This window comes from Woronichinia naegeliana WA131 (assembly GCA_025370055.1).
GTDB lineage: Bacteria > Cyanobacteriota > Cyanobacteriia > Cyanobacteriales > Microcystaceae > Woronichinia > Woronichinia naegeliana.
On the sequence record CP073041.1, the window covers coordinates 5,977,427 to 5,991,647 of the forward strand.

The window sequence follows — 14,221 nt, forward strand, 5'->3', positions numbered from 1 at the left end:
TGCTAGTTACTGTTAGTTTATCATTAAATTTACCATTAAATACAAACACAGTCTTGACTAATAAAATCCTTTGGATTGTGAATAAAATCAGGCAAACCAGGAGCCGTAACTTTATCACCTTTTGCTTCCTTGTCCACCACTTCTAAATTAAGATTCAGTAAAAATGCTAAGGGATCAGCTTGACCATCCATTCCATAGGCGATCGCAACAGCTTGATCTAATTGCTCTTGAGCTAGTTGTACCCGTTGAATATCAGAATTTTGAGGATCATTGGTTAAATTTCGGTACAGTTCTCGTAGGCTCCATTGATTTTTAGTCATTATTTCTCGTCGCGTTTGTCGTAAATTAACAGAACTTTCTGCAACCTGTTGAACTTGTTCGAGGGTTGGAAATTGGGGAAAGGGAAAGGTATCAAAAACACTTTCTGAAGTATAACGAAAATCCTTTTTTAACGTTGAACAGCGATTTGTAAACCATAACCAATGTAAATTGGATTGTAAAATACCGAAGGAATAATCATCAGCTAGAGGAAAAACAATCAAAGCAGCATTGGGTCTAATAGCTGAACTAATAAACTCAAAAATTGGGCGTTTAGTCACTTGTCCGCAAACAATATACCGAGAAATATTATTAATTCTTTGAATAAGTTCAGGGCGATCACGCCAATATTTCCACCAACGTCGAAAATGAGTCTGACGTGGCCCAGTTGTTTTATTCGTTTTTGATTGTTCTTCATCTGCATTAGCTTTTATAGTAGGAAAAACAAATTCTTTAAGATGTTTAAAAGCTTTTTCATAGGATTTCGCTGCATTTAAATCGTTACAATGATTAAGATCAATGACATATCGAGAAGGTAAACCGTCTAGATTTTTGAATAATTCATCGGCTGTTAAATAGGGGTAAATAATTGTTCTTGATATTAAGTCATTAAACAATGTTTCTACTTGAAACGGAGTTAATAGAAATCCTTCATTTCCATGAGTTTGCCCCTGACAGCAAGCTCCTGATTGGGCATTGGTTAAAATTTTTCTGGCTTGAGAAATATCAATGGTTGGTGACAAAGAAGAATTGATATCATCTAATTCCCACACTTGCCAGGGACTATCCTTATAGTCTCCTAATTGCATTGATAATTTCTTTTTGCCTATTTTTTCTGCTTTTACCCAATTAACAATAGAAACATGAACCACTGCATCGCCAGACCAAACTTGAGTGGAAACGGCTTCCGTAATTGTGCCATTATGCTTAACAATATAGTCCAAACCCCCTTCACGGGAATAATTTTGGCGAATGGTATTGGTTCCCACTAAACCCGCACAGCCATTGTCTGGTAACTGTTGATGGGCTTTATAAAACCAATAAACACAATAATCGGCTCGCCCTGGAATTTCGGGGTATTTTTCTCGAATTTGATTGACATATTTGGCTCCAAATTCCTGCTGCATTTTATTTTTGGATTGAAACGGTGGATTGCCGACAATAGCATTAGCTTGGGGCCAATCCATTAACAACGCATCGCCTTTAATAATATTATTATCTAAACTATCCAATGGCAAAGCATTTTCTGTTAAACCTAACTTATCAATCGCGACTTTTCTGGCAATTAATAGAGTTACTCTTGCTAACTCTACTGCAAAAGGATTATAGTCAATGCCATAAAATTGTAGAGGAGTCACAAAACTCATTTCTAACTGTTCTGTTTTTCTTAATTCTGCTGATTTTTGTAATAATAAATGCTCTGCTTGCTTTAACTCCTGATAAGCCATGTAGAGAAAATTTCCCGAACCACAGGCAGGATCAAGTACCCGATAATTCCGCATCTCAATTTTTAATTGTTCTAACGCTTTTAAATCATTGACGGCCTCAATTTTTTCTTCCCAATAACGGCTAATCGTAGGGCGAATAATTTTCATAATGTCATTTTCTGAGGTGAAGTGAATTCCCCCTTGATGGCGTTCTCCTTCGTTAACCGTACTTTCAAAAATACTGCCAAAAATTGCCGGTCTCACCTTACTCCAATCCTGATTCGCCGCTAATTTTAAATAATCTAATTCTTCTTTGTTTAATTCAATCGGATAAACTTCTGCAAATAAGCCACCATTAAAATATTCAACACCCTTAAACCGTCCTACAGGATTTTTAATCATATTCATGCGCCGAAATAGCCCATCATTGAGCAAATCAAAACTACTCTTGCCAGCTAAACAATCTTCTAAACATTGGGAAAAAAGTGAATTTTCTAAGAGTTTTGTATCTTCGGCAAACATGGCCATCACACATTGCAGCGTAAATTTCTGAGCGATCGCAGCATTAAAATTAGCTTTATGACTCCTGACTTTTAATAGTTGATAAAATTTTCCCATATATTTAGCCGCAGTTTGGGTAATTTCTACCTGATTATTTTGAAATTTAGGAGCCTCCATTGTAAATTCCATAAACCTAAAGGCTTCCAATCTTTCAGGTAAATCTACTCGGCGAATTTTATCTAAGGGGGTGTCAATTTGTATCTCAAAATCATAAATCCAAAACTCATCAAAGTTACATAAAATAACGTATTGCGGTTGAGGATTTAACTGTGTGCAATAATCCCAGGCTTGACCATAATGGCGATTAAGATTTTCTCCCCGCGATTTCATTTCAATTAATAATGTCGCTAAATTGTCCCTCGGCCACCACAAATCGGCATAACCGGTATGACCTTTAGCACTGGCTTTGGGAATCGGTAATTCAAATCTTGCCCCTGCTTTTACCGCACTTTCATGACCAAAAGCTTTAAAAAATTCATTCAAAAAAGTTTGAGCATCAGAGCGTTCTTTACCCTGAATATGGCGATCGCAGAATTGTAAAAATTGGTAAATATTGTCACGATTCACTGTCATAGTGGTAAATCTCCCCTTACTTTTAGCCTGTTTCCTGGATTGGCAAGCAAAGCTGATCAACCCGTCGCATAACTTTTCATCACCCGACCACAACTCCACCAGCGACGAAAATAGCCCTGACTAATCTCATCTCCGGCTGCGGATAAAACATCAATGCCGATCCCATTACGTCCCATTTGTTTGCCTGAACTATGAATATAGTGATTTTCCCCTAAATAAAGGGCAACATGATCAACTCGTTGACTGCCAAAAAAGATTAAATCGCCTGGTCTTAAAGCCGCGATCTCGCAGAGATCCGCTTCGCGGTGCGCCACCCGTTCGGTAAAAGCTTCCTGTTGGTAGGAGTCTCGTGGTAGCCAAATCCCCGAAGCTTGAAAAGCAGCTTGTATAAGTCCCGAACAATCATAGTTAGGGCCAAGATTCCCTCCCCAAAGATAAACATTAGGAATAGCCCTAGCCGCTTGAGTGTAGGCAATAATGTCTGGAATTTTGGCTTCAATTGCTGGACGGTCAACTGCGATCGCCTGGTAGGGAGTTAACGCTGAGGTCAAATGAATTAAGTCTGTGAGGGGTAGCCAAGCCTCATAACCATCTTCCAACAAGTGAACTAATATTGCCTCCGCCTGGATTTCCCCTAGCCGTAAATGTCGCCCTACACCGGGCTGGGTCGCTAAAGTTTGACAGTCGGGGCGATCATAGAGGTTAAGTGCTACCTGACAACAATATTCGCCATTGGTAGAATTCGGTAAAGTTGGGGGAAAAGTTACGGACATCGGAGAATAATTTGGGCTTCAATAATTTCCCAGATCATGTCATAAAATTGCCATTTTAGCCTTTGCCCATCGCACAATAGAGATAACTTTTCGTTAAACTGCTATCAGTTCTAAGTTAATCCCGCTTTTTTGTTAATTTAATTCATGGATGATCGTCCCATTCAGTTTTCTAGCCAAAAACAGCAAGTTGATCTTCTACAATTACAATCACTCTTTAACCTCGCTACTTTCTGGGCTAAGGATCGTAATTTATCGGATTTACAAACCGCGATCGCCCATAGTAATCCAGTGGTGAGTGCCTGGAGTCAACAAAATCTGATCGGCTTTGCGAGGGCAACTTCTGATGGTATTTATCGAGCCACCTTGTGGGATGTGGTAGTTCATCCAGACTATCAAGGCATGGGTTTAGGACGCAAGTTAGTGGAAACCGCTTTGGCCCATCCTCACCTCCAGCGTGTGGAGCGGATCTATTTAATGACTACCCATGAGCAATCCTTTTATGAGCGTATTGGTTTTCAGCAAAATCAGACCACCACAATGGTCATCTACAATCGTACTGTGATTTGCAATCTGCCCAATATTCTTGATTTCTCTGACTCACCTAAGCTAATGGTAGCCAACAAGTGAGACAGGTTTGGCTATTTTCTGCTGTCTCTGGTGAAATATCTAAGACCTCAAGTTTGCCTCCCATTTTTAGGATTAGGATTTCAGCCAATAGAAATTTCATCCGAGCCGAAGTTTCAAGGCTACGACTAAAGGCGGCTAACTGTTCTAGGGTGGCCTCCGCTAAAAGGGGAATGCCTGGATTTTTATCCGTCCAAATCAAGGGTGAACAGGGAAAAGCGATCGCAATTTGGGCTTGTTGCTGAGACGGGATTATTTCCGTCCGAATATCAATACTGCCCCTAGTCATGGTTTTGAGGATCGCATCTAACAGAGAAAGTAATATTTGCAGTAAACGGTTGCGATCCGCTAAAACGAGCAGGGATTCCTCTGGAGCCTGAATCTGAAGCGATAAATTACGATTGCCAACAGGCATTTCCACTAATTCCCGTAGTTCTGCAAGTAAGGGTCTTAAGGGGGTCGGCTCCAACGCTAAAGCCACAGGACCATAATCTAATTTAGAAACTGCCACAATTTCATCTATCATGCCAAGCAGTTTTTGGGCCGATTCATAGGCGTGTTCTAAAAAAGATTTCTCCTCTTCTCGGTTTTCACAAAAATCTAAAAGAATTAACTGTTGCAAACTAATTAAACTACTAAGCGGAGAACGCAATTCATGGGCAACCCTCGCTAGAAAACCTGTTTTAAATTGGTTAATATCCCTCGCCATACAGTAGGCAAGTTTGGTTTCTTCTAATTCAATTTTTAGGCGTTCTATCTCACTCATAGTAGTGGGTTTTATTTCAATAGCAATGCGGATGATTAATGCTTATAAAATAATGCGGCCTGGGCGTAAAATTTTCCAGTTGGGATTGATCCATTGGGCAACGGTGGAAGGCTGGCCATTTCCGATGGGTTGAATATTCTCCAAATTAGCACAGTTCAAGGTTAAAACTTCAGGAAAACTGTCCGCGATCGCCGTTAAAAATTGTAGGGCAGGTTCGCCTGATCGATTGGCACTGGTGGTAGCGAGGGGCCCTGTTTGGGACAAAATTTCTAGGGCTAAAGCTTGATTGGGCATTCGTACGCCCAAGGTTGAGTCGTTGAGAGGATTCATGGCCAGGGGCAATTGGGAAGAAGCCGGTAATACCAGGGTTAATTCTCCTGGCCAATGTTGAGCCATGACTCTTTTCCAAATCTGGATTTCTACCTCTGTTCCTTCAATATAGGGCCAAACTTCGTCGGGAGAAGCCACCATCAAAATCAGGGGTTTGTCTAGCGATCGCTGTTTAAGCTGATAGATTTTGGCAGATTCTTCTGGTTTAACGGCCAGGGCCGGGACAGTATCGGTGGGAAAACTCACCACAGCACCGGCGATCGCGGCGGTAATTAGTTCAGATTGGGAGACGAGGGGCATGGAGGGGGAGATGGGAGACGGGGGGATGGGGAGACGGGGGGATGGGGAGACGGGGGGATTAGCGGCGTAGGGCTAGGGCGAAACGTTCAATTCCGGCTAAATCTTTGAAAATCTGAATAGCGTCATAACTGCCTTGTGCTTTTAACAAGGTTTCTACCTGGGGAGCCTGACCGGCCATCATTTCTATGAGCCACAGGCCCTGGCTTTGCAGATAAGCAGGGGCGGTATTGATTAAATAACGAATGGCGGTTAGTCCATCTTCTCCACCATCTAAGGCTAGTCTGGGTTCATGATGGGCAACTTCTGGTTGTAAGCCAGGGAGATCAGAGGAGGGAATATAGGGGGGATTGGATACCATGCCAGCTATTTTTCCCCGCAGAGTTGTCAATGGTTGCCACCAGGAGCCTTGATAAAATTGGATGCGGTCGGCTAGATCATATTTTTGGGCATTACTAACCGCGATCGCCAAAGCATCGGCACTTTGATCCACTGCATGAATACTGGTCTGGGGTAATACGGCAGCTAATCCTAAGGCGATCGCCCCACTGCCAGTTCCTAAATCAACCCAGTTTCCCGTAGCCAGTGCAGGATAATGACGAACCTGAGCTAATACCAGATCAATTAACAGTTCGGTTTCGGGACGAGGAATTAAGACTGACGGAGAAACTTGTAATAAAAAATGCCGCCAGGGAGCGGCTCCAACCAGATATTGTATAGGACAACGTTCTAGGCAGCGTTTTTGCCAGATTTGACTGAGAGCCGTTAACGAGTAAGTACAAGCAATCCGGTCTTGACTCGCAAAGGTTCCCAACCTTAGTGATAACTTATCCAGATCGGTGCAGTGTTGCAGCAACCAGTCCACTTCTTCCGGCGCGATTTGGGCCGCGATCGCCTCAGCTTGAGCTTTTTTTCGCCAATCTGCCAGAGCTTGACCCTCAACCCAAACCGTCATCTTATTTTTTCGGGGCTGGACTAGGTTGAGCCGCCGGGGCTGCCCCTTTCCCCTGACTACCCATCAACGAACGAATAAAGGACAAAGATTCTTCCGACGGCACAAAGCGAATTTTTTTGAGCATATCGTCGTTGCTCTGCTGTAGGGTCGAAATGACATTTTCTAGGGGGACAACATCAATTTTGACTGTTGAGGCGAGATCCGGCTTATCCTTTTTAAAACGAGCCACCATTTCCTCTATTTGCTTTTGTTCAAAGAAAAAGGGAATAACCTGCTCATTATTTTGCTGAATGGTGAGATAGCCTTGTTCCTTGCCACCACGAGCTACAAAAAGAGGAACGCCTCCTTGATACTGCTGGCCGGCTGAAGCCATCAACTTTTTAGCCAAATCAACTTGACTGGGAGCGGGAACATAGGCAAAACTCAGACTATCGGGTTTGCCCGCACTGGCCACCATAATTTTATAAACTTCACCCAGAGAAACGGGTTGAACCGTCACTTTAGCGGCCACATCGGGTTTCTGCTTTTTCAATTGATTAAAAAAGTTCTGTGCTTCCTGTTGGCTCATAAAAACGCCAGTTACTTTTTTATTTCCTTCGCCGATCGCCACTAACGGCGCACCTTGAGCATCCGAAATGGTAAAGACGGGAACGCCTTGCAAAATTTTAATCACGTCATCTGTCGGTAGAGCAAGAACCTTAAGGGTCTGACCTAACCAAGTGGCTAATACGGTACTTCCCACTAATCCTAAGGTAGTACTCCAACGCATCAAAGAATTCATGTTTTAAAAACCTCGGACAATTAAACTCGGTGAATAAAAATTACGAAGGACTCCTCACCCTTACTGCGATCATCAATAATAAGCTATTGCAACCAAACTTTGCGCTTGCTACTGGTCAGAGGCCAATCTAAACAGAATGGTTAATTTCCCATTAAGTGGAAAGTTTTTCAGCTAACTCAGAAAATTAGGTCATGAATTCGCGGTTGGGTTGGGTTTTGTCTAGAAAGTTCCCCTCTTTGAAAGCATTGTCCTTATCGTTACCCTAACATAGCTGCCGCAGTCTTGACTTCGACTTCGTTCTCCTTAGCAACTGTCCTCAATGTGCGATTATCCTTCAGTTAGGGGAAGGGCGGAATACCCATCCACAGGCGAGAGGCCTGTCCCGCCATCCAACACTACTACATAGTCAATTGGCTAAATTTACTCGCTTATGTCCAAGAATACCCAGCCTAAAGTTAGCATTATTATTCCAGCCTACCGAGCCGAAAACACGATCACCCTAGCGATCAAAAGCCTTGTGCACCAAACTTATACTAATTGGGAAGCGGCGATCGCCTCGGATGACGGTGTGGACTATTTATTAACGCTATCGAACAAAGGTATTAGAGATCTCCGCTTGAAACAAACCTTTACCGGCAACTGTGGTAGTGGAGAAGCTGTAGCCCGTAATGCTGCCATTGAGATCTCCACAGGGGAGATAATCGCCAACCTAGATGCTGATGATGGTTACGAACCCAACAGGCTAGCAGAATTGGTTCCCCTAGCAATGGAGTACGGAGCAGCCATCGACAACACGGGTGTATATAATACGAAACTAGTTTTGTATAAGCGTCCCTTTAGCGATCGCGCAAAAGTTACCTTGGCCACGCCAGACGATATTCTCAAACCCCGCGTCCCCTTCTTCCCAGTGTTCCGGCGGGAATTTCTCGGCACGGGTTGGACAAAAGTGCCCTTCGCTGCCGATGTTCTGTTCAATCTGGAACTGTTAAGCCGGGTAGAGAAAGTTGCCGTTCACCCTCAGCCTCTTTACCAATACTACAAGCGTGAGAACTCAATCACCCAATCAGCCACAGCTTTCGACACCGCCGAACGGGCCTATAAGCAAATTCTGGCACTTTTAGAAGCCGGAGAACTGGATCTCACCCTAGCAATTCGCACCGCCGCTAAAGAAGAGTTTTCCCAAAACCTCCGCCTCAATCGCGTATTCCGCCAGTATATGCAGTCAGGACGCTGCCAAAACCTTGAAGAATTTCTCGATCTGACTGACAATGGTCATGCTGACTGGCTACAGCCCGAATTGGAATCTATTACAGTTTAGAATTTTAAAATGAAATTACTCTTTGTTTCTAGTCCTGTCAGTTCCTTAAACTCTGGTCGCTTGGGGGGCGTGGCACTCAATATACAGGATATTAGTCGGGAAATGCTGCGACGAGGACATCAATTACAAATTGTCGCCCCCCCAGACTCAGCAGTTGCATCCTTACCTATTAAAGAGATAGCCGGAGAAATCCAACCCTTAATCCCCGAACCCACTTATAACGACCCAGTACTAATTCCAGATAACACGGTTCTAGGGAATATGTGGGATTATGCCCGCAAAGTCCAGGCTGATTGTGACTTAATTGTTGACTTTGGTTACGAATGGTTACCGTTTTACCTGTCGCCATTTTTTAGTTGTCCCGTTCTCCACTATGTCTGTATCGGTTCCTGGACCGCAGTCATGGATCGGGCGATCGAAAGATTAGCGCACCTGTGTCCGGGGACACTGGGGGCTCATACAAGGTCCCAAGCTGCCACCTACTCAGTACCAGAATCATTTCGCATTTTAGGTGGAGCAGTTGACATCACTCAATACGAATTTTGCCCAGAACCCGGAGATAGTTTGGCCTGGGTAGGGCGAATTTCACCAGAAAAGGGACTTGAAGATGCCGTTGCTGCTGCTGATGCTACAGGCATCAATCTGAAAGTTTTTGGGTATCTTCAAGATCGAGAGTATTGGGAACAGATCCGCCAGAACTATCCCCATGCTGCGATGGAATATATGGGTTTTTTACCGACGGAAAAGTTCCAAACCGAATTAGGAAAATGTCGGGCCTTGCTGATGACCCATAAGTGGGTGGAGGCTTTGGGAAGGGTAGCACTAGAAGCACTTGCTTGCGGCGTTCCCGTAATTTCCTACCGCCGGGGCGGACCGTCAGAGATTGTTGTGGATGGCAAAACTGGCTGGTTAGTGGAACCTGATAACCTAGAGGAGTTAATAGGGGCAATGAAGCGTATTGACCAAATCGATCGCCATCGGTGTCGCCAACGGGTAGAAAGAGAATATTCATTGCCAGCATTTGCAGATCGAGTACAACAATGGTTTCAAGATGTTTTGCATCACAGATAGTATTACTAAACGATCCGTATATATATTCTGATTATGTTTTTATCTGAGGTTTATCCTATGAAATTACTTTTTATGTTTAGTCCCATTTTTCCCTTTCTCCAAGATCCATCAGTGGGGGTCGGAGGAGTAGAGCTAAATCTGTGCAATATTGCTCAGGAGATGATCGGGCGACAACATCAATTACAAATTGTTTCTCCTAGAGGTTCCTCAGACAAATTATTGCCTATCAAACAAGTGGAGGGAGAACTCCAACCTTGCATCCCGAAAACTAAGTATGCAGACCCAGCTATCATCCCCAATAATGCAGTTCTGGCTAATATGTGGGATTATGCTCGTCAAGTGCAGGGAGATTATGACCTGATCCTTAACTTTAGTCACGAATGGTTGCCGTTTTACCTGTCCCCCTTTTTTAGTTGTCCCGTTCTTCACTATGTCTGTATCGGAGCGTCGATATTAGTCATTGATCGCCAAATCGAACGAGTCGCTCACCTCTGTCCGGGAACGTTAGGGGCCCATACAAGAGTGCAAGCAGCCACCTACTCAGTACCTCAATCCTTTCGGATTTTAGGCGGAGCTATTGACATTACTCAATATGAATTTTGCCCTGAACCCGGAGACAGTTTTGCTTGGGCTGGCCGAATTACACCGAACAAAGGACTTGAGGATGCTATTGCAGTTGCTAATACTACAGGCCTCAAGCTGAAAATTTTTGGGCTCATGCAGAACCCAGAATATTGGGAACAGATTCGTCAAGACTATCCTAATGCTCCTATAGAATATATGGGCTTTTTACCTACCAAAAAATTTCAAGGGGAATTAGGGGAATGTCGGGCCTTGTTAATGACCCATAGATGGATTGAGGCGTTGGGACGAGTAGCGTTAGAAGCTTTAGCCTGTGGTGTGCCTGTGATTTCTTATCGTCGGGGCGGCCCGTTAGAGATTGTCGTGGATGGCGAAACTGGCTGGTTAGTGGAACCTGATAACCTAGAAGAGTTAATAGGGGCAATGAAAAGAATTGACCAAATTAATCGCTATTTATGTCGCCAACGAGCCGAAACCGAATATTCCTTGCCAGCTTTGGGTAATAGACTAGAACAATGGTTTGAAGAGGTTCTCAGACGCTATCCCAGCCAGTAAACCCGCTATTTTTCCGCAATAATCCAGGTCACAATCGGCCAGTCAGGATCATTGCGAAGGGCTAACTGGTGGAGAGGATGCCAAGTAGCCTGGGGGATGCCTTCAAACCGCAGACCATCACGAATCAATAGCCAGGCTTCAAAATTGCCCCAACCTTGACAAGCCAAAATCTTAGAAAATCGTTGACTCAACAGAGCCAAGGCATCGGGGGTGAATCGCCAATAATCTTTGGGTACCAGATGAATTGGATTGATAAAACAAGTGGTATGAACCGCAATACCGCCAGGTCGCAATACTCGCCAACTTTCATCAATGGCCTGTTGGGGATTACCTTCAACGTGTTCTAAGACTTGATCGGACAACACAAAATCAAAGGACTCATCGGCAAAGTTCAGGGATAAAAAGTTATGATCGGGATAATTGGCTTCGGTTAAAGTTTTAGCTTGAATACCTAATAGTTCGATTAAATTTTGCGAGTGACTAATGGACAGAATATCCCCTACTTTTTTGGGCAGTTGTTGACCCTGGGCTTGTAAACTTGCATACATGGAATAACGAGTGATGTGGGGGCCACGTTCTAAGCCAAGGAGGGATAATTTCCAAAGATTAGCTCTTAAATTTTGCCAAAAAGTTGTCATTGTTTACTTAAGTTTAAGATTAAGAGATATCGCCAATTCAAAATTGAATATTCTTATTGAGATTAGCGATCGCTACATTGCCTTCCGAGGTATAAAAGCTGATGGGTAATAAAGCTTGCCAACGGCGTAAAATTTCCCGTTCTCCTGAACGATTAATATCATCCAAAACAATTGTAGCGTTAGGGTTAAATTGGTCTTGGAAAAAGGGAAAAGCAGGAAAGCGAGAAAATTGCATCCCAGGAAGATAAGCAGGGGGGCCATCTACTAATAAGCAATCAATTTTTTGACTGGCAGAGAGTTGCTGACGAATTTTTTCGGTATCGTACCAATCTAAATTTTCCAGACTTAACTCACAGGATTTAAGGGGAGCATAAATCAAGGTGACATAACTTTCTAGATTTTCTTGGGCTAATCGTTCTACGAGAAAATTTAACCAGTCTAAACTATGTTCAATGCAATAGAGATGACCTGAAATACCATTACGCTGAAAGAGACGGGCGATATACAAGGTTGAGACTCCCCCTCCACATTCCACGATCTGTAAATGACCATTAATTAAAATCTGATTGAGGATTTTAACTAAACCACTAGGACGCAGAGCGTAGGCACTCCAAGGAAAATATTGACCTGCTAAAGGAGTTAAATAATTCATGGCAAGGACATCCTTTAAGTACTCCTCTGTGGATAGAGTAAATAAATCTTCCTCAGTATTATTACTCACTTGACTAGATATTTGACCAGAAGAACTCATTTCACTTTCCTATTGCTAATTAAAATTTATTGCTAATTAAAATTGTCTTGGGTTCAAAATTAATATCGTAAATATTCTCCTCCATCTAATTTAATGGTCGTACCCGTTAAAAAATCTTGTGCCAGTAAATATAGGGCCGCATCCGTCACCACTTTGGTATTGCCCGGCATTTTTAAGGGAATGCGGCGATCGGCATAATCCTGTAGATATTGTTGGGGATCGGGAACACCTGGGGCTTCTAAAATTTGTCCAAGGGCTAAACTATTGACCGTAATTTGAGGGGCTAATTCTAGAGCCATCATTTCCGTCATATCCCATAGGCCTCTTTTGGTCAGACGATAGGCAAAATGGTCAGGTAAAGGATGGGGAATACGAGCATCATTAATATTAATAATTTTTCCCTGGCGATCGCCGATTTGTTGGGCAAAGGCTTGAGACAGTTGGAAGGGGGTGCGTAAATTAATGGCAAAAATTTTATCCCACAATTCCACATCGGTTTGTAGTAGCCGATCTTCATGGAGAAAAATTGAGGCACTATTAATCAAAATATCTACCTGTCCAAACACGGATACCGCTTTAGGGATAATCGTTGCGGTTGCGGTTGCATCAGCCAAATTTGCTTGATACAAAAATATGCTTCCTCCTAAGGCTTCCACTTCTGCCTGAACTTCTAGGGCGGCTTCCTGGGAATTGCCATAGTGAAGAAAAATACTACAACCTGCCTCCGCTAATGCCAAAACTAGGGCCCGTCCAACACGAACGCCACCTCCTGTCACTAGGGCTATTTTTGCCGTTAATTCCATAATGTTTTTTGCCAGATAATCTCAATCAGTGGGGTACTTCTCAAGGTCTATTTAATCAGACAACTGAGCTAATACTTTTCCCTAACCTCTTAATGATTTTAACGAGAACGGATAATTTCCAAAGTAATTTCTCCATCAAAGTCGGGAATCGGTGGTTGACACTTGGTTAAGTTGACCTTTACTTGATTCGTTTTACCTGTCTCTAAAATTCCCGCCGCGATCGCCTCTGCCAAGCGTTCAATCATTTTAAATTTTTGATTTTTGACAATATTCTGCACGATCATTACGGCTTCTGCGTAATTGAGGGTATCAGTTAATTCATCGCTATGTCCGGCCTTGGATAAATCTAGCCAGAGGGTTAAATCCACTTCAAACCACTGTCCTAAAAATTGTTCTGCTTCAAAATAGCCCGTATAGCCGTAAACTCGAATGCCTTTAACCGTTAATGTATCCATGAATAAGTTTGTTAGTTCGCTTAATGAGGTTCAACGGCGATCGCCCGTCAATTTCCTTTCTAATGGTAGGATGGGTTTGCACAAAACGTAAACTCTGACGAATTTTGTCCTAGTTGCTATGGCGACAACACAACCGCAATACCCCCTCACCACTGTCGGCGCGCTACTCCGCAATCGGGAAGGTCAAATTCTCATTGTCAAAACCACCAAATGGCGAGGAACCTGGGGAATTCCAGGCGGAAAAGTCGAGTGGGGCGAAACCCTAGAAACAGCCGTTCAACGGGAACTCCAGGAAGAAGTGGGCTTAACTTTAACCAATATTCGCTTTGCGTTACTTCAGGAAGCTGTCAATGATCCGCAATTTTATCAACCCGCCCATTTTGTGTTAGTGAACTACTATGCAGACAGTCTTTCCAGCGACGTTATTCCCAATGAAGAGATCGTCGAATGGCAATGGGTGACACCGGAACAGAGTTTTACCTTTCCCCTCAATTCCTTTACTCGTATTTTGATCGAAGCCTATCTCAATGATAACCCTTAATTGCTACGGCTCCACAACGTAAACAAGTTTCAATCCTCAACTCCTTAAGAAAGGAATTGTAATTTATTAACTTCAAAATCCCCAGGCATTCTCAGGTATTTC

15 protein-coding genes and 1 CRISPR repeat array (1 of these 16 only partly in view) are annotated in these 14,221 nt (G+C 43.2%); of the genes, 5 read left to right on the top strand and 10 right to left on the bottom strand.

Translation table 11 applies throughout. The features are described from left to right. Positions 1-35: 35 nt before the first annotated feature. Positions 36-2,879, bottom strand: a complete 2,844-nt coding sequence (locus KA717_30415) for an N-6 DNA methylase (GenBank protein UXE59963.1) — start codon at positions 2,877-2,879, stop codon at positions 36-38. A gap of 56 nt (positions 2,880-2,935) precedes the next feature. Continuing rightward, on the bottom strand, positions 2,936-3,652 hold the full coding sequence (locus tag KA717_30420; protein UXE59964.1) for a C40 family peptidase: 717 nt from the start codon (positions 3,650-3,652) through the stop codon (positions 2,936-2,938). 144 nt (positions 3,653-3,796) lie between these two features. On the opposite strand from KA717_30420, the gene KA717_30425 reads away from it, so the two are divergent. Next, a complete protein-coding gene (locus KA717_30425; GenBank protein UXE59965.1) occupies positions 3,797-4,279 on the top strand; it encodes a GNAT family N-acetyltransferase in 483 nt (160 codons plus the stop codon). Here the strand turns inward: KA717_30425 and KA717_30430 are convergent. Genes KA717_30430 through KA717_30445 form a run of 4 tightly spaced genes read right to left on the bottom strand, consistent with a single transcriptional unit; the run spans position 4,254 to position 7,393 of the window. Beyond that, positions 4,254-5,042: a hypothetical protein gene (locus tag KA717_30430; protein ID UXE59966.1), complete on the bottom strand. Its 789-nt coding sequence runs from the start codon at positions 5,040-5,042 to the stop codon at positions 4,254-4,256. The two genes, KA717_30425 and KA717_30430, sit on opposite strands and share 26 nt — an antisense overlap. Before the next feature lie 42 nt (positions 5,043-5,084). Next, on the bottom strand, positions 5,085-5,672 hold the full coding sequence (locus KA717_30435; protein ID UXE59967.1) for an L-threonylcarbamoyladenylate synthase: 588 nt from the start codon (positions 5,670-5,672) through the stop codon (positions 5,085-5,087). Positions 5,673-5,730: 58 nt separating this feature from the next. After that, positions 5,731-6,624 carry a peptide chain release factor N(5)-glutamine methyltransferase gene (prmC, locus tag KA717_30440; protein UXE59968.1) on the bottom strand — a complete coding sequence of 298 codons (894 nt, stop codon included), beginning with the start codon at positions 6,622-6,624 and terminating at the stop codon, positions 5,731-5,733. Between the two features lies 1 nt (position 6,625). After that, positions 6,626-7,393 carry a hypothetical protein gene (locus KA717_30445; GenBank protein ID UXE59969.1) on the bottom strand — a complete coding sequence of 256 codons (768 nt, stop codon included), beginning with the start codon at positions 7,391-7,393 and terminating at the stop codon, positions 6,626-6,628. 442 nt (positions 7,394-7,835) lie between these two features. On the opposite strand from KA717_30445, the gene KA717_30450 reads away from it, so the two are divergent. The 3 genes from KA717_30450 to KA717_30460 all read left to right on the top strand — a co-directional run bounded on the left by KA717_30450 (position 7,836) and on the right by KA717_30460 (position 10,931). Continuing rightward, on the top strand, positions 7,836-8,723 hold the full coding sequence (locus KA717_30450; GenBank protein ID UXE59970.1) for a glycosyltransferase: 888 nt from the start codon (positions 7,836-7,838) through the stop codon (positions 8,721-8,723). Positions 8,724-8,732: 9 nt separating this feature from the next. Then, positions 8,733-9,794 carry a glycosyltransferase family 4 protein gene (locus KA717_30455; GenBank protein UXE59971.1) on the top strand — a complete coding sequence of 354 codons (1,062 nt, stop codon included), beginning with the start codon at positions 8,733-8,735 and terminating at the stop codon, positions 9,792-9,794. A 159-nt stretch (positions 9,795-9,953) separates the two neighbouring features. Continuing rightward, entirely contained in the window at positions 9,954-10,931 is a 978-nt protein-coding gene (locus tag KA717_30460) for a glycosyltransferase (GenBank protein UXE59972.1), read from the top strand. Positions 10,932-10,936: 5 nt separating this feature from the next. Here the strand turns inward: KA717_30460 and KA717_30465 are convergent, their stop codons facing one another. The 4 genes from KA717_30465 to folB form a co-directional block, all read right to left on the bottom strand. Beyond that, entirely contained in the window at positions 10,937-11,569 is a 633-nt protein-coding gene (locus KA717_30465) for a methyltransferase domain-containing protein (protein UXE59973.1), read from the bottom strand. A 37-nt stretch (positions 11,570-11,606) separates the two neighbouring features. Continuing rightward, positions 11,607-12,320 (bottom strand): class I SAM-dependent methyltransferase, encoded by a 714-nt coding sequence (locus tag KA717_30470; GenBank protein ID UXE59974.1) that lies wholly within the window; start codon positions 12,318-12,320, stop codon positions 11,607-11,609. Between the two features lie 59 nt (positions 12,321-12,379). Next, positions 12,380-13,123: an SDR family NAD(P)-dependent oxidoreductase gene (locus KA717_30475; protein ID UXE59975.1), complete on the bottom strand. Its 744-nt coding sequence runs from the start codon at positions 13,121-13,123 to the stop codon at positions 12,380-12,382. A 98-nt stretch (positions 13,124-13,221) separates the two neighbouring features. After that, positions 13,222-13,578, bottom strand: a complete 357-nt coding sequence (gene folB / locus KA717_30480; protein UXE59976.1) for a dihydroneopterin aldolase — start codon at positions 13,576-13,578, stop codon at positions 13,222-13,224. 118 nt (positions 13,579-13,696) lie between these two features. Between folB and KA717_30485 the strand changes: the two genes are divergently transcribed. Further along, positions 13,697-14,119, top strand: coding sequence for an NUDIX domain-containing protein (locus tag KA717_30485; protein ID UXE59977.1), 423 nt, complete (start codon positions 13,697-13,699; stop codon positions 14,117-14,119). A 26-nt stretch (positions 14,120-14,145) separates the two neighbouring features. After that, positions 14,146-14,221: a CRISPR direct-repeat array (repeat unit 37 nt; unit sequence GTTTCAATCCTCAACTCCTTAAGAAAGGAATTGTAAT); it runs 1,139 nt beyond the window's last position.